The organism is Achromobacter xylosoxidans, from assembly GCF_002192695.1.
In the GTDB taxonomy this organism is placed as follows: domain Bacteria; phylum Pseudomonadota; class Gammaproteobacteria; order Burkholderiales; family Burkholderiaceae_B; genus Achromobacter; species Achromobacter xylosoxidans_C.
The window spans coordinates 151172-170412 of the sequence record NZ_MTLG01000075.1 but is presented as its reverse complement, the minus strand read 5'-3'; the positions used below and the strand labels follow the sequence as shown (position 1 = coordinate 170412).

Annotated in this window: 18 protein-coding genes; 13 read left to right on the top strand and 5 right to left on the bottom strand. The window is 64.4% G+C overall.

Features of this window, described 5'->3' with window-relative positions:
• The first annotated feature begins 253 nt into the window (after nt 1-253).
• The 6 genes from BRO63_RS15065 (at nt 254) to BRO63_RS15040 (ending at nt 6989) form a co-directional block, all read left to right on the top strand.
• The gene (locus BRO63_RS15065) at nt 254-721 is read left to right on the top strand and encodes a papain-like cysteine protease family protein (RefSeq protein WP_179215104.1); all 468 of its coding nucleotides are present in this window, start codon (nt 254-256) and stop codon (nt 719-721) included.
• A gap of 141 nt (nt 722-862) precedes the next feature.
• Nucleotides 863-1363: a sigma-70 family RNA polymerase sigma factor gene (locus tag BRO63_RS15060; RefSeq protein ID WP_088140538.1), complete on the top strand. Its 501-nt coding sequence runs from the start codon at nt 863-865 to the stop codon at nt 1361-1363.
• A 3-nt stretch (nt 1364-1366) separates the two neighbouring features.
• The gene (locus BRO63_RS15055; protein ID WP_088140537.1) at nt 1367-2332 is read left to right on the top strand and encodes a FecR domain-containing protein; all 966 of its coding nucleotides are present in this window, start codon (nt 1367-1369) and stop codon (nt 2330-2332) included.
• A gap of 116 nt (nt 2333-2448) precedes the next feature.
• Nucleotides 2449-4818, top strand: a complete 2370-nt coding sequence (locus BRO63_RS15050) for a TonB-dependent siderophore receptor (RefSeq protein WP_088140536.1) — start codon at nt 2449-2451, stop codon at nt 4816-4818.
• A complete protein-coding gene (locus BRO63_RS15045) occupies nt 4818-5942 on the top strand; it encodes a PepSY-associated TM helix domain-containing protein (RefSeq protein WP_088140535.1) in 1125 nt (374 codons plus the stop codon). Before BRO63_RS15050 ends, BRO63_RS15045 begins: the two co-directional genes overlap by 1 nt.
• A gap of 114 nt (nt 5943-6056) precedes the next feature.
• Complete coding sequence (locus BRO63_RS15040) at nt 6057-6989, top strand: CorA family divalent cation transporter (protein ID WP_088140534.1); 933 nt, start codon at nt 6057-6059, stop codon at nt 6987-6989.
• Nucleotides 6990-7031: 42 nt separating this feature from the next.
• Here BRO63_RS15040 and BRO63_RS15035 read toward each other — a convergent pair whose 3' ends face one another.
• Nucleotides 7032-8177 (bottom strand): nickel/cobalt efflux transporter, encoded by a 1146-nt coding sequence (locus BRO63_RS15035; RefSeq protein WP_088140533.1) that lies wholly within the window; start codon nt 8175-8177, stop codon nt 7032-7034.
• Between the two features lie 13 nt (nt 8178-8190).
• Nucleotides 8191-8382: a metal-sensing transcriptional repressor gene (locus tag BRO63_RS15030; protein WP_444978603.1), complete on the bottom strand. Its 192-nt coding sequence runs from the start codon at nt 8380-8382 to the stop codon at nt 8191-8193.
• Nucleotides 8383-8606: 224 nt separating this feature from the next.
• On the opposite strand from BRO63_RS15030, the gene BRO63_RS15025 reads away from it, so the two are divergent.
• From BRO63_RS15025 to BRO63_RS14995, 7 genes are all read left to right on the top strand, one after another.
• Entirely contained in the window at nt 8607-9548 is a 942-nt protein-coding gene (locus BRO63_RS15025) for a chromate resistance protein ChrB domain-containing protein (protein WP_088140532.1), read from the top strand.
• On the top strand, nt 9545-10927 hold the full coding sequence (chrA, locus tag BRO63_RS15020) for a chromate efflux transporter (RefSeq protein ID WP_088140531.1): 1383 nt from the start codon (nt 9545-9547) through the stop codon (nt 10925-10927). Before BRO63_RS15025 ends, chrA begins: the two co-directional genes overlap by 4 nt.
• A gap of 9 nt (nt 10928-10936) precedes the next feature.
• Nucleotides 10937-11407: a chromate resistance protein ChrB domain-containing protein gene (locus BRO63_RS15015; protein ID WP_088140530.1), complete on the top strand. Its 471-nt coding sequence runs from the start codon at nt 10937-10939 to the stop codon at nt 11405-11407.
• 33 nt (nt 11408-11440) lie between these two features.
• Entirely contained in the window at nt 11441-12370 is a 930-nt protein-coding gene (locus BRO63_RS15010; protein WP_088140529.1) for a Fe-Mn family superoxide dismutase, read from the top strand.
• A 124-nt stretch (nt 12371-12494) separates the two neighbouring features.
• Nucleotides 12495-12923 (top strand): TOBE domain-containing protein, encoded by a 429-nt coding sequence (locus BRO63_RS15005; protein WP_088140528.1) that lies wholly within the window; start codon nt 12495-12497, stop codon nt 12921-12923.
• Between the two features lie 100 nt (nt 12924-13023).
• Nucleotides 13024-13464 carry a ribose 5-phosphate isomerase B gene (gene rpiB / locus BRO63_RS15000; protein WP_218824097.1) on the top strand — a complete coding sequence of 147 codons (441 nt, stop codon included), beginning with the start codon at nt 13024-13026 and terminating at the stop codon, nt 13462-13464.
• 186 nt (nt 13465-13650) lie between these two features.
• Complete coding sequence (locus BRO63_RS14995) at nt 13651-15831, top strand: mechanosensitive ion channel family protein (protein WP_179215103.1); 2181 nt, start codon at nt 13651-13653, stop codon at nt 15829-15831.
• A 10-nt stretch (nt 15832-15841) separates the two neighbouring features.
• On the opposite strand, the gene BRO63_RS14990 is transcribed toward BRO63_RS14995, so the two are convergent.
• Genes BRO63_RS14990 through BRO63_RS14980 form a run of 3 tightly spaced genes read right to left on the bottom strand, consistent with a single transcriptional unit; the run spans nt 15842 to nt 19240 of the window.
• Nucleotides 15842-16459, bottom strand: a complete 618-nt coding sequence (locus BRO63_RS14990) for a hypothetical protein (protein WP_088140525.1) — start codon at nt 16457-16459, stop codon at nt 15842-15844.
• Nucleotides 16460-16503: 44 nt separating this feature from the next.
• Nucleotides 16504-17814: an NAD(P)/FAD-dependent oxidoreductase gene (locus BRO63_RS14985; RefSeq protein WP_088140524.1), complete on the bottom strand. Its 1311-nt coding sequence runs from the start codon at nt 17812-17814 to the stop codon at nt 16504-16506.
• Nucleotides 17807-19240, bottom strand: coding sequence for an efflux transporter outer membrane subunit (locus tag BRO63_RS14980; RefSeq protein ID WP_088140523.1), 1434 nt, complete (start codon nt 19238-19240; stop codon nt 17807-17809). The genes BRO63_RS14985 and BRO63_RS14980 overlap by 8 nt, the downstream gene beginning before the upstream one ends.
• Nucleotide 19241: the final 1 nt, after the last annotated feature.

Here is a 19241-nt window from a genome sequence, read left to right as displayed (position 1 = left end):
GTTCCCCGCCGGGATTTCCAATACTCCGTTTTGAGTATGGACGGCAGGGCGCGCAGCCGCTGAAATCGGACCCTGTTCCGTCGGGCGCGTCCAAGGCGCGCCCTGCGGGCGGAACCCGCCTTGCGGATCGCACGTACTTCGAAGGGAGCAGGCAATGGTGCAAAGGCGTCAGCTCATCATCGCGGCCACCGCGGCATGCATATCCCGCCCGGCGCTTGCCGCGTCTGTCGATATAGACCATACGAGCAGAATCGTGCCAGTAGACCAGGGCCTGTCGAATCTGTGCTGGCTCGCGTCCGCGGCCATGCTGATGTCGGCAACGCGGGGAGTGCCCGTCACGATGGCGCAACTCGCCGGCGAACTCGGCGGCATGTGGAAGCCCATGTACGACACGAAATCCGCCATCACCGCCGATCGCGTGGTTCCTTTCGCCGCCGCCTTGAAGGTCCGCACGGATGGCCTGAAGTCCATGACGGCCGATGCATGGAGCAGTTTGCTCAGTCCGGGGCCGATCTTGCTTTTGGGCTATTCAAGCAACGCCCAGATGGGCCATGCCATCGTCCTGTCGGGACTCAAGGGTGACACGGCGGACTTCCAGGGCCTGAGCGCGCGGGTTGTCGACCCGAATGGCGGCAAGGCCTACACCACGTCCTTCAAGAATCTCGTGGCCTTCTACGAAGGAGCGGCTTTGGCTGGCATTCCGCAGTTGATGTACGCCTGAGGCCCAAGCGTCGCAGCGGCGGCGCCGCCAGCTCGATACTGCGAACGGTTCTTGGTATCATTTAGCCCAATTGGCCGCCATTGCTTGGTCTGGGCGGACCGCTATTTCGTGTCATCGCGCTGCCTATCGGGGCGTTCGAGCATGCCCAACCCCCTACAGCCGCTCCAGCTACTCTGCGAAACCCATTACGACTGGCTCTGCCAATGGTGGCGGCATCGCCTCGGCCATGGCGATGAGGCAGCGGACTTCGCGCACGACACCTTTCTGCGCGTGCTGCGCCATCCCGAGGAAGCCAGCACGCTGCGCCAGCCCAGGGCCTATCTGACGACCATCGCCCGCGGGCTGCTCAATGATCACTGGCGCCGCCGCTCGCTGGAACGCGCCTGGCTGGAGGCCATGGCCGCGCTGCCGCCTGAATTGGCAGCCTCGCCCGAAATGCTGCTGGGCGTACAGCAGGCGCTGCAACAGCTGGACCGCATGCTCGGCAATCTGGCGCCGCAGGCGCGCGAGGTATTCGTCCTGTCGCAACTGGAAGGGCTCACCTACGTCGAGATCGCCGCCCGTACCGGCTTGAGCGACCGCACGGTAAAGCGCTACATGGCCCAAGGCTTCGAAATCTGCCTGACCATGCTGGAGTCCTGATCCATGGCCGCCGCCGACTCCACGCCGCTGGACGCCTCGGTCATCCGGGAGGCCGCGCGCTGGCTTGTGCGCCTGCACTCCGGCGAGGCCGGACCGGCGGACCATGCCGCCTTCGAACGCTGGCGCCACGGCCATCCCGAGCGCGAACTCGCCTGGCAGCGCGCCCAGCGCCTGATGCAGCAATTCGACACGGTCCCGGCCTCGCTGGGCGTGCCGCTCCTGACGCGCCCGCCGCAGGTCAGCCGGCGCACGGTGCTGCGCACGCTGGCGGCGCTGGGACTTGCCGCGCCCGCCGCCTTGCTGGCCTATCGCATGTATGGCCAGCCGGCGGGCGCCTATCACACGGCGGTGGGCGAAAACCAGGACCTGCGCCTGGCCGATGGCAGCCAGGTCCACCTGAACACCGATACCGCGATGGATGTGCGCTACTCCGACGCGGCGCGTCTGCTGCAACTGCGCGGCGGCGAAATCTATGTGCGCACGGCCGCCGACCGGGCAGGCACGGCGCGGCCCTTCATCGTCGAAACTCCCCAGGGCCGCATGCGCGCGCTGGGCACCCGTTTCGTGGTCCGGCAATGGGATGACGGCGATGCCTTGACCGAACTCGTCGTGCTGGAACACCGCGTGGCGGTCAGATTGGGGGCCGGGGAGCCGGAGCGGATCTTCAGCGCCGGAGAATCCGTGCGCTTCACGTCCCGCGCCTTCCTGCCCGGTGCGCCCGCGAAGTCGGACACGCCCGGATGGACGCGCGGCGTGATCGAAGCCGACAACATGCGCCTGGACTCGCTGCTGGCCGAGGTCTCGCGTTACCGGCGCGGCGTGGTGCGCTGCGATCCCGCGGTGGGCGGCCTGCGCGTATCCGGCGTGTTCCGCCTGCAAGACACCGACGCGTTGCTTGCCATCGTCGCCCGGACGCTGGATCTGCGTGTCGTGGCGCGCACCTCGTACTGGGTCACGCTGACGCGCTGAAACCGCGCCAGGCCATGAAGTTTCACCTGCTTACAACTCTGCCATCCCACGCCTGTCCCTTTTGCCAGCGCTCATTCGGCATACCGCGAATTGACGACCTGTAGGGATGTGACCAAGTGGCAGCCGAAGACTATACCCAACCCCGTGTCCTGCGATTGGCTGGATTGACGCTGAGCCTGGCGGCTGTGTTTGCCGCCGCGCCGCCTGCGGCAGCCCAAAGCGCGGCGCCCGCTGCCGTGCATGACTATCACATTCCGGCGGGACCGCTGGACCAGGCGCTCTCCGCCTTCGCCAGGGCGGGCGGCATCACGGTTTCGTTCCGGCCCGAGGACACGGGCGGGCTGCGAACCCAGGGCCTGGATGGCAGCTACGGCGTGGCGTCCGGCCTGGCCCAACTGCTGTCCGGCACCGGCCTGGTGGCGGTGGAGCAGGGCGGTCAGGGTTATGTGGTGCGCGCGCCCGCTCCCGCGGCCAAGGCCGCGCCGGCCGGCAACGCCAACACGCTGGAATCAATTCAGGTCAGCGGCGACTGGCTGGGCACTGGTCTGGAAAACAGCGTGCAGACCTTCGGCGGCGCACGCACGCTGGTCAAGCGCGACGAAATCCAGAACAGCGGCGCCACCAGCGTGGCCGACGTGCTGCGCCGCGTGCCGGGCGTGCAGATCAGCGGCAGCACCAGCGCCAGCGGCAGCTCGGTCGGCCTGCACGTCGGCATCCGCGGCCTGAATCCGCGCAACTCGTTCCGCACCACCATGCTGCTGGACGGCATCCCCATGGCCATGGCCCCTTACGGCCAGCCGAACCTGGTGATGTCGCCGACCAGCCTGGGCAACATCGAGGCCATCGACGTGGTGCGCGGCGGCGGCGCGGTGCGCTACGGCCCGCAAAACGTGGGCGGCGTGATCAACTTCAAGACCCGCTCGATTCCCACCACCAGCGGACTCACCGCCGAGGCCTCCGCCCGCTACAACATTTTCAGCCAGGGCGGCACCAACACCCAGTACACCGGTTTCATGGGCACGCAGTTCGAAAACGGACTGGGCGTGGCGCTGATGTATTCCGGCATGGACGGCGAGCAATGGCGCGACGCCAGCCATGACCGCTATAACGACGTGGCGCTGAAGTGGCGCTTCGAGCTGACCCCGACTTCGGAGATCTACGGCAAGTTCGCCCACTACGACGTCAAATCGATGACGCCCGGAGGCCTGACGGTGGCGCAGTACCGCGACGACCCGTTCCAGAACACCCATCCCACCGATTACTGGAAAGGGCAGCGCGATCAGGTCGACATCGGGTACCTGAACTCGATCTCGGACACCCAGGAGTTCGAGGCCCGGGTCTATCACTACGACAGCTCGCGCCAGAGTTCGCTCATCAATACCGCAACCGGCCGCAACGACTATCAGCCGCGCAACAACCAGGTGCTGGGCATAGAGCCGCGCTACACGCAGCGCCTGGAATGGGGCCCGACCACGCACGACGTGACCATCGGCTACCGCTACATCCACGAAACCGGCCAGGACCGGCGCTATTCCGAATCCCTGGCCACGGGCCAACGCATCGGCGCGGCCCAGGTCTTCGACAACGAAACCGAGGCGCACTCCATCTACCTGGACGACCGCATCGCCTACGGCAAATGGCGCGTGACGCCCGGCGTGCGCTATGAACACATCCGCACCAATCGCCAGCCCAGCGGCACCGCCAACGACACGCCGTTCGACCTGCGCAACAGCCGCGGCCTGCCGTCGCTGAACGTCGCCTATCTGGTCGACGACGCCTTGACGCTCTATACCAACTACAACACCTCGTTCGGCGCGGTGCAGTACACGCAGCTGAACTCGATGTCGGCGTCCAACCCCCTCAGCCCCGAAGTCGCCAAGACCATCGAAGCCGGCCTGCGCTACTCGGGCGAGCAGACCCATACCGAATTCACCGTCTTCAACCTGAAGTTCGACAACCAGATCCTGTCGATACCCGGCACCAACCCGGCCGTCTTCCGCAACCTGGGCGCCACCACCCACAACGGCGTTGAATTCGCCATCGACTACGACTTCGACAAATCCGGGCCGCTCGCCGGACTGAACCTCTACGCCAACTACACCTACGTGCGCGCCATCCAGAAATCCGGCGAATTCGAAGGCAAGGACGTGCCGTTCTATTCTCGCCAGACCGGCACGCTGGGCGGACGCTACATCCGCAACAACTGGACCTTCAACCTGTACACCACGGCGCAGAGCGGCCAGTACTCGGACACGGCCAACACCGAAGAGGAAAACGCCGCCGCCAGCAACGGCCGCGTGCCCGGCTTCAGCGTCTGGAACACGCAGCTCAGCTACAAGCTGCCGCAATGGAAGGGCAGCGAATTGGCCGTGGGCGTGAACAACCTGTTTGACCGCCGCTACTACACCCGCAACGTCGACACCAACGGCGGCCGCATGGTCGGCGCGCCGCGCATGGTCTACGTGCAGGCGCGCCTGGCCTACTGATGCCCAGGCGCATCTGGCTGCTGTGCCACCGCTGGGTGGCGCTGGGCCTGGGCGGGATCCTGATCCTGTCCGGGCTGACAGGCGCGTTCCTTGTGGCCGCGCGGCCCCTGGACAAGCTGCTGCATCCGGAGTTCTTCCTGGCCGACAGCGCAGGCGTCGGCCCGCCCGCATCGTTCGAATCCATGCGCCACAATCTGGCCGCCGAGTTCGGCCCGCAAGCCTCGTACACCTTCCGCCCGCCGCGCGAATCCGGCGAAACCATGCAGGTCAGGGTGAGGGCGCCGGGCGCCTGGGACGGCACGATCTATCTCGATCCGGCCAGCGGCCGGGAGCAGGGCAGAAGAGGGGAGGACGATGGCATCGTCGCCCTGGTCTACAAGCTGCACAGCGCCCTGATGCTGGATCGCACGGGCAAGGCCGTGCTGGCCTGGGCCGCGTTGGCCTATCTGGTCCTGACGGTGTCAGGACTGATCGCATGGTGGCCGCGCAGATGGCCGCCGTCCTTGCGCATGGTGTTCAACAAGGGCGCGTTGCGCGCCTTGTTCGACGTGCACCGCAACGGCGGCGCCATCCTGGCGCTGCTGCTGGCGGTGTGCATGGCCAGCGGCGCCTATCTGGCATGGCGTCCGATAGGCGGCTGGATCACGCTGGCCAGCGGCCAGACCCCGGTCGTGGCGCCCAAGCTGCCGGCGCGGCCCGCGGGCGCCATCCCGCCACGTTCCCTGGACGACCTGGCCGCAACCGCACTGGCTGCATTTCCGGACGGCGCGATCGGCTACCTGCTATACACGCCGCGCACGGATCGCCCCTTGGCCATCCGCATGCGCGTGCCCGACGATCCCCACCCCAACGGCAGATCCACCGTCTGGCTGGACCCGCGCGACGGCAAAGTGCTGGCGGCGCAGCGCTGGAACGAACTCGATCCCGGCGCGCGGATCAACTCCGTGCTGTATCCGCTGCACACAGGAGAGCTGGGCGGCGCTGCGGGAGAAATCGTGGTGGCGCTGCTGGGCCTGGGCTTGGGCGCCTTGGGCATCAGCGGCATCTGGCTCTGGTGGAGCCGGCGCTCATTGAGACGACGGCAAGCCGTCAAACAAGCGTTACCGGCCGCACCCAAGCCATAGCCTCGGCCCCATTCGGGCGGCGGGCCGATAGCCATTTCTCCAATTGCCACTGCGCATACCCAGGCTTATCCTAGCGGCGGCACCTTCCACGTGCCCCGCTTGAAGGTTGGCAAGATGGAAACAGCACAAAATTCTCCCGGATTCCTTTTTCTCAAGCGTCTGAAAAGCGGTAGCGCATGGCTGCACATGTGCATCAGGCACCGCGAGACGGCCAGCTATCTGATGGACGAGGTCGCGCTGGAAGACCTGGTCGTGGAGGCGCTGGTCAAAGAAGATACGCGTTCGCGCATGAGGGCGCGGGACGGCGGGATCATGGTGCTCCTGAAGGTCATGCGGCCCCAAGGCGACGGCGCCGCGAGACCCGAAGACATGGTTTCGATACGCCTGTGGATTACCGCCAATACCATCGTCAGTACACGCGAGGCCGACGTCGATCCGATCATGGAGATCGCCGCGCGCCTGGATGCCGGCTCAGGACCGGCTACGCCCGGCACATTCCTGGCCGACCTGGTTGACGTTCATTTGAACCAGATCGAGCAGCAGATCGAGCGGTTGGAAGACGATACCGACCGGATCGCAGCATTGGCCGCCGCACACAAGCTGGAAGCCGTCTGCAACCCCATGGCCGAAACCACCATGCGGATCAGCGGCTTTCTGCGCCATCTCGGGCCGCAGCGAGCGGTACTCGAAACGCTGTGCGCACAAGGAGATACCGTTCTGGATGACCGCGACCGCATGCGTTTGGACGACTCGCTCGACCGGCTTCTGCGCTTCCTCGAGACGCTACAGAGTCTGCGCGAACGGATCGACATACTGAACACCCAGGTCACCCGCATCCAGGACCGGCGATTGAGCAAATCGTCCCACACCCTGGTCGCCGTGGCGACGATATTCCTGCCGCTCGGCTTCCTGACCGGACTGTTCGGGGTCAATCTCGCAGGAATCCCCATGGCCACGGATACGCTCGGCTTTTGGGTGCTGGCGGCAGTCTGCGCAATCCTGGCCGGACTGCTCATGGCATTCTTGCGCTGGAAAAAAATGCTCTGAGCCGCGCATCATGTATCGCGAGGAAATCGGCGGTTCAGCAGCCTAGTTGACGGGCAATCCAGACCATCCATGGATTCCCACGTAAATGCCGACGGCAATGATCAGCAGACTCGATAGGTAGGGAGCCCGCCGGGCGACTGCGCTGAACCAGGGAGCGCGCCGAGTAACGTGCCGCACGCTCAGCGCCGCAACCGCCCCAACCGTAACCAGGGTAAGGGCCAGCCCGATCGAGAAGCACAACACCAGCACAGCCCCCAGGGTGAACTCCTTCAACTGCAAACACAGGAGCAGCACGGTGATGGCCGCCGGGCAGGGGATAAGGCCTCCCGTAAGCCCGAACAGGGCGATCTGCCAGTTGGTCACGTTCCGGTTCGCGAATCGCCGCCGGATGTCGTTGGCGTGCGCCAACTGGTGGGCGTCCTGATAACCCTCGCCGGCGACGTCCAATCCGCGCAGTTCTTCGTGAATGTGATCGTGCTGGCGGCTATCTGGCTCCAGGAACGCGACGTCATAGCTATGGACGTGGCCACCGTGAGTCAACGCCAGGCGCGCCATGAACTCATGAGGTTCCGGTATCTGTTCCAGCGACTCCAGGTAGCCATCCTTCTGCGCGAACTGGAACACTTGCTGACGGCCATCGGTTCGTTCGGTTGTCAGCGTGGCATCCTCTGCCCGCCAGTGGCTCCCTCGCAGGTTGGTCAGACGCCACCGAGGAGGTACGCCGTCCTCGAACACTTCGAGTGCGACGCGGCCATGCCCGGTGTCGATCTCGTGCCGCTCCAGGCCATGGCTGTGCCCCTCATGTTCATGATGGTGATGGGAATGGCCGTGCGCCTCGCCATGCTGTTCGCGCCAGGTTCTCCAGAACATCCAGGCCGCGATCAGCACGATGATCGCGCCGGAAGCCAGCTGGAAGTAGGGTTCCAACTCCTCGGCCGCCACGCCTCGCCATAGGTACATGCCGCCCAGACCGATGCCCCACACGATCAATGTGTGCGAAATGGTCGCGGTAACCCCCAACAGGACCGCCTGCCATACCGTCCCTCGGATCGCGACGATAAAGGCCGCCATCATTGTTTTGGAGTGACCTGGCTCGAGGCCGTGCAGGGCGCCCAGCAGGATGGCGCTGGGAATGAACAGCCAGGCGTGCGAAGCGCCCTGAGCTATCAGCTCGGAAAACGACAGCATGGAAGAAAAGCCCTTACAGGTACTTGGTGATTTCTTTGAATTCGTCGATGGTGCGCTGCTTGTCCGCGTCCAGATCGCCTACAGCGTCTTGCAGGCAATGATCGATGTGGTCCTGGATAAGGACCTTCTTGGCCTGCGATATCGCCTTCTCGACGGCATGCAGCTGCTGGGCCAGTTCAAGGCAGGAGCGGTGCTCCTCCATCATTTGAAGAATGCTGCGCAGGTGGCCTTCCGCTCGTTTGAGACGCTTGGCGACGGCATCGTGATGGTGGTGCGGATCAGGTTTCATCATGCGCACATCATATCCCCCCTGGGAGGATATGGAGGTGAATGCCACGCGAGCAGCCCGGGATCTATTGAGTTTCTGAAAATTGAAGAGTACGCTACATAAAAGTAGATATCTCTACATTTTTATTACTGGATCTACAGATGAGCTGGTTGGCCCTGATTCTTTCAATGCCCACCGAGAACGCGACGGCACGCATGCGTGCCTGGCGCGCGCTGAAATCAAGTGGCGCCGCCGTGTTGCGCGATGGCGTCTATCTCTTGCCGTCACTGGACCGCACCCGGGAAACCCTGAGTGCGATCGCGCACGATGTGCAAGAGAGCGGGGGCACGGCCTACCTGGCCGACACCGAGTTTGCGGGTGACGACTCCATACGGCTCAAAGAGCTTTTCGACCGCTCGGCAGACTACGGCGAACTGATGAAAAGCATCGAGCCAGTTCAGGCAGCTCTGTCCCCTGATACCGTCATGGATACGTTGAAGCAGTTGCGCAAGCTCCGAAAGACCTACGCGCAACTGGTCGACATCGACTTCTTTCCAGGAGAAGCGCAGCGCCAGGCCGATGCGGCGTTGCTTGAACTCGAGGAGGGCGCTAATCGCGCGCTCTCCCCGGACGAACCCCATGCCGTCGATGGAGCCATCGTCCAACTCCTTGTCGACGACTACCAGGGTCGAACCTGGGCGACACGCGCACGTCCTTGGGTGGACCGGCTAGCGAGCGCCTGGCTGATTCGGCGCCGCATCGACGAGAATGCTCGCATCCTGTGGCTCGCTTCGCCTGGAGAATGCCCGGACAACGCTCTGGGGTTCGACTTCGATGGCGCGAGGTTTTCCCATGTTGGGGCAAAGGTAACGTTCGAAAACCTGGCCACCGCCTTCGGTCTGCAAAGCAGAGGCATGGACCGGCTCGGTGCCATCGTTCACTTCCTGGACGTCGGCGGCGTGCAGCCTCCAGAGGCCGCGGGGGTGGAACAGGTCCTGGCTGGCCTGCGGGCAACGATTGCCGACGACGACCAGCTCCTGGCGCTCGCCAGCGGCGTCTTCGATGGGCTCCTGGCCAGCTTCGAGAAGGAGGGCAAGTCATGAGCACGCAAATCCGGGACACTGCCATCCCGACCGGCGAGCCCGATGACAAGCCGCTCGGGCGACCTCAACTGGTCACCTTCCGGCAGGCGTTTTGGTTCTGGTTCAAACTGGGGTTCATCAGTTTCGGTGGCCCGGCAGGGCAAATTGCCATCATGCACACTGAACTGGTGGAGCGCCGACGGTGGATCAGTGAACGACGCTTCCTGCATGCCCTCAACTACTGCATGCTGCTGCCCGGGCCAGAGGCGCAGCAACTCGCAACCTACATCGGATGGCTGCTGCATCGGACGTGGGGCGGGGTAGTCGCCGGCGGGCTGTTTGTCCTGCCGTCGCTGTTCATCCTGATCGGCCTGTCTTGGGTCTACGTCGCCTGGGGCGATGTGCCCGTAATCGCCGGCCTGTTCTATGGCATCAAACCGGCAGTGACCGCCATCGTCCTGCACGCCGCCCATCGCATAGGGTCGCGCGCGCTGAAGAACCCTGTTCTCTGGAGCATTGCAGCCGCGGCGTTCGTTGCAATCTTCGCGATGGAATTGCCGTTCCCTCTGATTGTCGCAAGCGCGGCATTGATCGGCTTCCTTGGAGGCAAGAGATGGCCCGAGTGCTTCCAGGTTGGCTCGCGCCACGGGTCGAATTCGCAAGGCTACGGCCCGGCATTGATTGACGACGACACCCCCTCGCCAACCCACGCCCGCTTTCGCTGGAGCCGCTTGATCTGGATCGTTGCTGCCGGCGTGGCGCTCTGGGCCGCGCCAATGGCAATACTCTCGGCAGTTTATGGATGGCAGGGCGCGTACACCCAGATGGGGTGGTTCTTCACCAAGGCCGCCTACCTGACATTCGGCGGCGCATATGCGGTGCTGCCATACATCTACCAAGGTGCCGTCGATCATTACGGATGGTTGACGCCCATACAGATGATCGATGGCCTGGCTCTCGGTGAGACCACGCCGGGCCCCTTGATCATGGTGGTGGCTTTCGTCGGATTCGTAGGCGGATATGCGCATGGCCTGCTTGGCCCGGAGCACCTGTTCGTGGCAGGAGCGCTGGCGGCCGCCGTCGTCACCTGGTTCACCTTCCTGCCGTCGTTTCTGTTCATCCTGGCAGGCGGCCCGCTGGTTGAAGCCACCAAGGAAGACCTGAAATTCACCGCGCCGCTCACCGCCATCACCGCGGCGGTGGTCGGCGTCATCCTCAACCTGGCGGTATTTTTTGGCTATCACGTCCTGTGGCCGGCAGGCCTGGCAGGGCGGTTCGACCTGGGCTCGGCGCTGATCGCGCTGGGAGCTGCCATCGCATTGTTCAGATTCAAGCGCGGTGTCATCGAGGTCATTGCGGCCTGCGCCGTCATTGGCCTTATCGTGAAACTCACCCTATGAGGTGGCGCCATGAAGTGGATCACGAGGGAACACCCAAAGATCGACCGTATCGCGTGTCCGTGGCTGATCAGCCGGCACATCGATAAAGACCCCGAGTTCCTGTTTGTCGAGGCCGACCGCGTGCTGAGCGAAGCCGGCGCGACGGGAGCCATTCCTTACGACGTGCCGGGCGTCGCGCTGACACATGTCGGGGAGAGATGCAGCTTCGATGCTTTCCTTGACCAATATGCGCTGCAGGATCCCAGTCTGAGGAGTTTGGCCGTGATTGTGCGCGGCGCCGACACCAACAGGCTGGATCTTGCGCCGCAATGCGCCGGACTCCTGGCCGTATCGCTGGGCCTGTCGCGGAACTTTCCCGACGACCAGGAAATGCTCAAGCATGGCTTGGTGATCTATGACGCGCTCTATGCCTGGTGCCGTCACGTTCGCGGCGAAACGCACGCGTGGAACTATGCATCGCCAGGCAGGCTGATCGCCTAGCGGTCGCCTCGTACGTCGAAAGGGAGCCCCGCCATGGAATTGACGCCAAAACCGCTACCCGTGGATCCCGGCCAGATTGCCGGGCTCAGCAGCAATCTCATACGCAGCCACTACCAAAACAACTATCTCGGCGCTCTATCGCGCCTGAACACCATCAGACGGGCCCTGGAGAACGGGGATCGCGCGAATACGCCAGGATTTGCGCTGGTCGGCGCAAAGCGAGAAGAGTTGCTCGCGGCGAATTCGGTGTTCCTCCATGAAGCCTATTTTGACGCGCTGGGCGGCGATGGATCGCTCCCGGCCGGAGGACTGTCGGTAGCGATTGAACGCGACTTCGGTTCATTCGAAAACTGGCTTGCCGAGTTCACTTCGCTGGCGAAGGCCATGGGCGGCGGCTCGGGCTGGGCAATTCTGGCGTGGTCCGCGCGGGAAGCCAGATTGCTCAATCACTGGGCGGGTGATCACACCCAATTGCTTGCAGGGGCCTCCATGCTGCTCGCGCTTGATATGTATGAGCACGCCTATCACATGGACTTCGGCGCGAAGGCATCCGCCTACGTCGACGCCTTCATGACTCAAATCCACTGGGAAGTCGTCGCTTCGGCCTATGCCTGCGCAATAGGCGCGGCCAGCGCGGGATTGGGAATCCACCCCCGCGAAGCGGCCAGCGAGAGCAGGGCGGTGATGCTGGACGTTCGCCGCCGTCCAGTCTTCGAGCTAGCGCATGAACAGATCCCCGGATCGGACTGGCGGGATCCCGCCCTGGCCTCCACTTGGCAACATGAGCTCGAAGAAGCCCGGCCAGTAGTTGTTTACTGCGCCAAAGGACATGAAGTCAGTCAGGGGCTGGCGCTGACCCTGAGGGCCAACGGGGTGGGCGCGCAGTTTCTCATCGGCGGAATCGAGGCCTGGCGGGAAGCAGGCCTGCCGCTGGCAGGCAAGGCGCAAGGTGCGTTCCCATGAAGCATGGCTATGGCCCATTGGACACAATCGCTTGAATAGGTACCATGTCCGAACCGTTGGCCGTCGCCCCTGCGTTAGCCAAACCGACCGCCAATACAAGGCAACCAATTGAAGGAAGTCCCTCATGAAAACCAGCGCCCGCAATCAGTTTTCTGGCGAAGTCACAACCGTCACGCGAGGCTCGGTCAACGACGAAGTCGTGCTGCGCACCACCGGCGGCCTGGAGATCGTAGCGATCATCACCCATAACAGCTCGCTCTCCCTGGAGCTCTCCAAGGGCAAGACAGCCACGGCGCTGGTCAAGGCATCGTCGGTCCTTCTCATGGTCGATGTCTCGGCGACGCAAGTATCCGCCCGCAATTGCATCACAGGCGTGGTCAAGGCCATTGAGAAAGGCGCGGTCAACAGCGAAGTCATCGTGCAGGCCGGCGGCGGCGCCGAGATCGCGTCCATCATCACCAACGCCAGCGTGGAACGACTCAATTTGACCGTCGGCAAGCCAGCCAGCGCGGTATTCAAGGCATCTAGCGTCATCATCGCGGTAGGCGCCTGAAGCCAGACGAGCCATCCCGTCCGGGGCGCCTGGACCGGACTCTCCGCCATACGATTACTGCTTCACCCGATAAGAATCAGCACGCATGCGAGATAGAACAATGCAAATTGCCATTGCATCCGACCACGCGGGATACGAACTGAAGGAAAAGTTGAAGAAGGCGTTTGACGCTGTGGATTGGCTCGATCTGGGTACGAATAGCGAAGACTCAGTGGACTATCCCGATTTCGGCTTTGCGATGGGCGAGGTGATCACGACAGGAGCAGCGCGGCAAGGAATCGTGATTTGCGGGTCGGGCATAGGCATCTCAATGGCCGCCAATAGATTCCCAGCCGTCAGAGCCGCGCTCTGCGCCAACGCCACCATGGCGCGTCTCGGACGCCAGCACAACGACGCGAATGTGCTGGCGCTCGGCAGCAGAATCGTGGGATTCGAGGTGGCATGCGACTGCGTCAGGGCATTCCTGAACACGCAGTTTGAAGGCGGGCGTCATCAACGACGGGTTGACTGCCTCGGCAAGCTGAAAGTGCTATCCGCATGAGGGGACGGTTTCCTCTTTAGGGGCCAATCTTTCACTTTACATAATACACATTATGCGTATATTAAGTAGGCCAAGCCAGGTCACCCCATAGACGCTGATCACGCCGCTGCCGACCGAGAGACTAAACCTTGCGTCCCGCCCGGGACTCCTCTAAAACGTAGCCGTATCATCATCAGGGAAACGATCTTGCGAGTTTCAACCCTGCGCCATATCCGCCTGTACCTGCCGCTGATACTCCTCGTATTGATGCTGGGTTTCCCTCCGGCCTCATCCGCGGCGCTACCCAGCCTGACCGGATCGACTGCCGCCAAACCCGTCGACCGCGCACAGCTGAACCAGTCGCTGGATCAGGTCATCCAGACGCTGGAAAACGACAAGCAACGCGCCGACCTCCTGGGCCAGTTGAAGCAACTGCGCGATGCCACCAAGCCAGGCGCGGAGAACGAAAAGGACGGCATCCTCGCCCTCATCCGCGACACCGCTGAAAGCCTGGAAAGACGCCTGGACGGCCCCGAAGGCGCCTTGACCCGCTGGAGCATGCTGTACCGGCAGGCGCGCGCCGAACTCGCCACCGGCTTGCCCGCATGGCGCGAGTGGCCCACGCTGATAGCCGATTTCCTGGTCGTTCTGGCGATCTGGGCCGGCCTGGCCCTGGCGCTGCGCTGGATAGGCCGGCGCCTCGAGCGCCGTCGGGCGCCGGCGGACACGGCGCCCGGCCGTCCGAAGACCCGCCAGCTGCTCTGGCTGGCGGCGCGGCAGTTGGCGCCCTGGGCCATCGCCTTCGTGATCATGCTCTCCCTTTCCGTCCTGACGCCGGACTCCGTGGGCCGGCTCGGGGCCCTGGTGCTGGCCTACGTGTTGCTTGCAGGCGCCTTGTTCTCTTCGCTCTGTCTGATCGCCCTGACCCTGCTGGACGGCCCGCACCGCGGCCGGGCGCTGGACATCCTGCAGCGGCGCGCGGCCTTGCCGCTCTGGCTGATAGGCAGCCTGGCCGCCCTGGGCGACGCCTTGCACGATCCCGAGATAACCAGCGTGTTCGGACTCGGCATCGCGCAATTCGCCGGCCTGCTCGCCAACGTGGCCGCCGCGACGCTGAGCGCGCTGTTCATCCTGCGGTTCCGCCGCCCCGTCACGCACCTGATCCGCAACCAGCCCAGAGAGCGCCGCGCCAAGCGCCAAGGACTGCACAAGCTGTTGCGGCTGATCGGGCCGCTGTGGTTCATCCCATTCCTCATCCTGGTGGGGATCTCGCTGTTCACCACCCTCTTCACCGCCGACGACAGCGATCAGGTGATACGCCGCGCCCTGCTCTGCGCGCTGGTGGCAATCGCGGGCATGACCGTCAGCGGCATCATCCGCCGCGCCTACCTGAGTTCCAGCCGTGCCGCCAATCGGCGCACGGCCTACCTGGGACAGCTCAGATACTTCGGCTACACCTTGCTCTGGGTTGCCAACCTGCTGGTGTTCCTGGAAATCGGCCTGCGCGTGCTGGGCATGTCCCTGATCGAGCTCATGGAAAGCAGCGGATCGGCGATCGGTCCCAAGGTGGCGAGCTTCGTCGGCACCCTGCTGGTGGCCTGGCTGATATGGATACTCACGGACACCGCGCTGCAGCACGCCCTGGGCACCAGCGGCAAGAACCGGGCCAACGTCCGCGCGCTGACCATGCTGCCGCTGATCCGCAACGTCCTGCTCGCCACTATTTTCGTGATTGCCGTGATCGTCGCGCTGGCCAACATGGGCATGAACGTCACCCCGCTGCTGGCCGGCGCCGGCGTCATCGGCCTGGCCATCGGCTTCGGCGCGCAATCTCTGGTGGCCGACCTGATCACGGGCTTGTTCATCATCATCGAGAACTCCCTTTCCATCGACGACTATGTGGACGTGGGCAATCACCTTGGGTTTGTCGAGGGCCTGACCATACGCACCGTGCGCCTGCGGGACCTGGATGGCGTGGTGCACACGATTCCGTTCAGCGAGATCAAGACCATCAAGAATTACTCGCGCGAGTTCGGCTACGCCATGTTCCGCTGGCCGGTGCCGGCCACCATGCCGATCGACGACGCCGTGGCGCTGGTCCGCGAGGTAGCCATGGAGCTGCGCACCGATCCGGCGATCTATCCCTTCCTGTGGTCCCCCATCGAACAGCAAGGAGTCGAAAGCTTCGACAACGGCCAGGCCATCCTGCGTTTCCGCTTCAAGACCGCGCCGCTGCGGCAATGGGAAGTCCAGCGCGCCTTCAACCTGCGCCTGCGGCGCCGGCTGGACCAGGCCGGACTGGAACCTTCCATGCCGCGCATGAACGTGCAACTGTCCAGGGCGCGTCCGCCCAAGGGCCCGGCCGCGGCTTCGGACCAGAGCGCATGACGCCCTTCCCTTACCCTCCTGCGTCCAGGCGCTGCTTGAGCCGGACGCTAGCTCCGGTTTCATAGCCCGGCCACGGGGCGAAAGCCTCGCGATAATGCTGGCCGAATAGCACCGAGGTCGGACACCTGTATTCTGCCGCGCCCTCTTCCAGCCGGACCAGCAAGGTATCGCCCACGCACTCCAGTCCTTCGTCGGCCAATTCGGGCCGGACATTGCGCGCCATCGCGGAATCACGGAAAAAATACGCGTGGTCCAAAACAGCCAGGCAAACATACAGGCCGGCAATCGCCGTCACCCACAACGCCCCGGTCCTGAAAGCGGTGGCGCCGCGCGATCGGTCGGGCAGTTTCCGCAAGGGATTCGAAGCGATCAGGAGCATCATGCTCAACAGCCCGGACGCGAAGTATGCCGCAGGCGACCAGTTCTGCGTCTCCGTATACGGCTCGGTCCAAGCAACCGGGCCGACCACCTCGGTGCCGAGCAGCAGGCCAAGCATAGCCGCGCAACCCGCCGCCGCGTGGCCGCTTCCCAAAAGCGCCGAGCGGCGATCAAGCGGTTCGGTCGCCCAACGCAGGGCCGTGGCAAGGTTCGCGTAGATCAGCAAGTAGCTAGCGGCCAGAAACAGCATCGTCGTCACAGAAAATCACGCAACCCTCTTTCATCATCGCGGCCCTAGTCCATGTGCATGCGAGACCGCAGCCCTCGATTCAGCGCATCGACCATCCAAAGCAAGCCGCCCCGCCAGAAGCCGTGCACGCGCGCCTGATGCTGCCGGTAGAGCATCGCATGGCTGATTTGCGCCAGCCTGCCGCGGAACGTAGCGCCTTTGAAGAACCCGAATTTTCCCAACGACCCGTAGGCGTCGTAGTCGGCCAGCGAGACCAGGGCCCCGAAGTTCTGATACTCGAATGGCCTGGCCTCCCCGCGCTTGGACAGCGCGCGCGGCAAATGCCGGGCCAGGTATCGCGCCTGCTGGCTCGCTACCTGCGCGGTGGGGGGCAACGGGAGGCCCGACTCGCCGGACGTATGGCTGGCGCAATCTCCCATGGCGTAGATGCGTTCATCCAGCGTGGTCTGCAGCGTGGATATCACCCGCAAGCGGTTGGCCATATCGGTTTCAAGCCCGGCGATTCCCTGCAGAAAGTCTGCCGCCTTCACGCCGGCAGCCCATACTTTCAGGGAGGCCGGGACTTCCCTGCCATCGTCCAGGCTGAAGCCGCCGGCGTGCGCCGCCCTCACCCGCGCGTTCTGCAACACGGTTACGCCCAACGACGCCAGCCGTTCGGCGGCCATCGCTGAAATATCCTGCGGAAAGGCGGGCAGCAAACGCGGGCCGCTATCGACCAGCGTGATCGAAATGCGCTTGACCATTCCCCGCGCGCCGTAACTTTCCGCGATCCGTGCAAGCTGCACCAGTTCCGCCGCCAGCTCCACTCCCGTCGCGCCGCCGCCCACGATGGCGATATCGAGCCTCTTATCCTGCGCCAGGCACTCCAGCATGCAGCAGCCCAATTCACGATTGAACGCGTTCGCTTGATCCAGGGAGTCGATCTTCCAGCAGTGCTCCGCAACCCCAGGCGTGCCAAAATCCCGCGCCTGACTGCCCACAGCAAGTACCAGCGTGTCGTACGGGACGGCGAGCGCTGGAACCAGTACACGGCCATCGTGACCTGAGACAGGGCCCAGCAACACTTCGCGTGCGCCCCGGTCCAATCCCTGCATTTCGCCAGGCTGGAACATGAAGCCAGCGCTTGCCGCATGAGCGATGAATGATGTCTGCTGCTGCGAAACATCGCGCGTTCCCGCCGCAATGGTGTGCAGCATCGGCTTCCATATGTGGCTGTAGCCACGATCCACCAGCGTCACCGTCACGGCAGGCGGCTCATGGCTCGGGGACTTCCAATGCCGGCCCAGCGTAGACGCCAGATCCAGGCCGGCCACCCCGCCGCCGACGATGACGATTCGATGCGTGTTCCTACTCATCGCCGCGCCACCCTCCGCCCAAGGCGCGATACAACGAGGCCAAGGCGATCTGGCGCTCGGTACGCACTTCGATCAACGCGATCTGGTTGGCGAAGTCGCTGCGCTGCGCATCCAGGTAGCGCAGATAGTTGTCCACACCGCCGCGATAGCGCGCCTCGGACAGGCGCAGCGCGATCTGGCTGCTGTCGGTCTGCGCGCGCAGCGCGTCCTCCTGCCTGCGCAAGGTGTCGGCTGCGGCCAGCCCGTCCATGACCTCGCGGAACGCGGTCTGGATGGACTGTTCGTACTCGGCCACCGCCGCGTCCTTGCGGACCCGGGCCAGATCCAGGTTGGCCTGGTTGCGGCCGCCGTCGAAGATGGGCAGCGTGATCTGCGGCGCGAAGGACCAGGCGCGTTGGCCGCCCGAGAACAGGTCCGACAGGTCCGCGCTGGCGCTGCCGAACATGCCGGTCAACGAAATCCGCGGGAAAAATGCCGCGCGCGCAGCGCCTATGTCGGCGTTGCGCGCCCGCAAGCGATGCTCGGCGGCCAGGATGTCCGGCCGGTTGCTCAGCAGCTCGGACGGCGTGCCTGCACGCAGTTGCTGCACCAGCATGGGCGCGGCGCCGTCATTGGGCGCCAGGTACGGACTCATGTCGCTGACCCCAGCCAGCAGCGTCAGCGCATTGGTCGACTGCCGGTACTGTCGCTCCATGCGCGCCAGATCGGCGCGCGCATGGTCCGCCAGGCCCTTCGCCTGCTCGTAGTCCAAGGCGCTCCCGATGCCTTCTGCGCGGCGCCGCGCGATCAGTTGCAACGACTGCTCGCGCGATGCCAGCGTGCGCTCGGTATGCAGGCCGCGTTGGCGCGCGCCTTCGCGTGTGAGGTAGGCGTCTATTACTTCCGCGACCAGGCTGATGCGGACGCTGCGCGCGCCGTTCTCGGTGGCCAGATACTCTTGCAGCGCCGCCTCCGACAGGCTGCGCACGCGGCCGAACAGGTCCAGCTCGAAAGCCGTGACGCCCACGCCGGCGCGCCACTCGCTCTGCACGCCGGAGGTGCCGTTGGCATTCAGATCCGCCGGATTATGCTGGCGCGAGCCGCTGGCCTGGGCGCCTATGGACGGCAGCTGTTCGGACCGCTGCACGCGGTACATCGCGCGCGCCGCCTCGACGTTGAGCAAGGCGCGGCGCAAGTCCCGGTTATTGGCCAGCGCGGTTTCGATCAGCCCGCGCAGCGACGGGTCGGTCACGAAGCCGCGCCAGTCCAGCGTGGCCGCGGCCGAGCCCGGTTCGGACGCGAAGTCCGCCTGGCCTTCGGCGCCCCACTGCTGGGCGACGGGGGACGCGGGGCGCTCATAGGTCGGCGCCAGCGCGCAACCCGTCAGCATTGCCACGACAGCGGCGGCCGCGGCCAGCGGCTTGAGCCGCATGAGGGTAAGGTTCATC

Bases quoted from the DNA above. Each gene is read 5' to 3' on its own strand.
- BRO63_RS15005 (WP_088140528.1), top strand. From the start codon at position 12,495: ATGAAAACCAGCGCCCGCAATCAGTTTTCTGGCGAAGTCACAACCGTC.
- BRO63_RS15015 (WP_088140530.1), top strand. From the start codon at position 10,937: ATGAAGTGGATCACGAGGGAACACCCAAAGATCGACCGTATCGCGTGT.
- BRO63_RS15010 (WP_088140529.1), top strand. From the start codon at position 11,441: ATGGAATTGACGCCAAAACCGCTACCCGTGGATCCCGGCCAGATTGCC.
- BRO63_RS15025 (WP_088140532.1), top strand. From the start codon at position 8,607: ATGAGCTGGTTGGCCCTGATTCTTTCAATGCCCACCGAGAACGCGACG.
- chrA (WP_088140531.1), top strand. From the start codon at position 9,545: ATGAGCACGCAAATCCGGGACACTGCCATCCCGACCGGCGAGCCCGAT.
- BRO63_RS14990 (WP_088140525.1), bottom strand. From the start codon at position 16,459: ATGCTGTTTCTGGCCGCTAGCTACTTGCTGATCTACGCGAACCTTGCC.
- BRO63_RS15040 (WP_088140534.1), top strand. From the start codon at position 6,057: ATGGAAACAGCACAAAATTCTCCCGGATTCCTTTTTCTCAAGCGTCTG.
- rpiB (WP_218824097.1), top strand. From the start codon at position 13,024: ATGCAAATTGCCATTGCATCCGACCACGCGGGATACGAACTGAAGGAA.
- BRO63_RS15035 (WP_088140533.1), bottom strand. From the start codon at position 8,177: ATGCTGTCGTTTTCCGAGCTGATAGCTCAGGGCGCTTCGCACGCCTGG.
- BRO63_RS15060 (WP_088140538.1), top strand. From the start codon at position 863: ATGCCCAACCCCCTACAGCCGCTCCAGCTACTCTGCGAAACCCATTAC.
- BRO63_RS14980 (WP_088140523.1), bottom strand. From the start codon at position 19,240: ATGAACCTTACCCTCATGCGGCTCAAGCCGCTGGCCGCGGCCGCCGCT.
- BRO63_RS15045 (WP_088140535.1), top strand. From the start codon at position 4,818: ATGCCCAGGCGCATCTGGCTGCTGTGCCACCGCTGGGTGGCGCTGGGC.
- BRO63_RS14985 (WP_088140524.1), bottom strand. From the start codon at position 17,814: ATGAGTAGGAACACGCATCGAATCGTCATCGTCGGCGGCGGGGTGGCC.
- BRO63_RS15055 (WP_088140537.1), top strand. From the start codon at position 1,367: ATGGCCGCCGCCGACTCCACGCCGCTGGACGCCTCGGTCATCCGGGAG.
- BRO63_RS15030 (WP_444978603.1), bottom strand. From the start codon at position 8,382: ATGATGGAGGAGCACCGCTCCTGCCTTGAACTGGCCCAGCAGCTGCAT.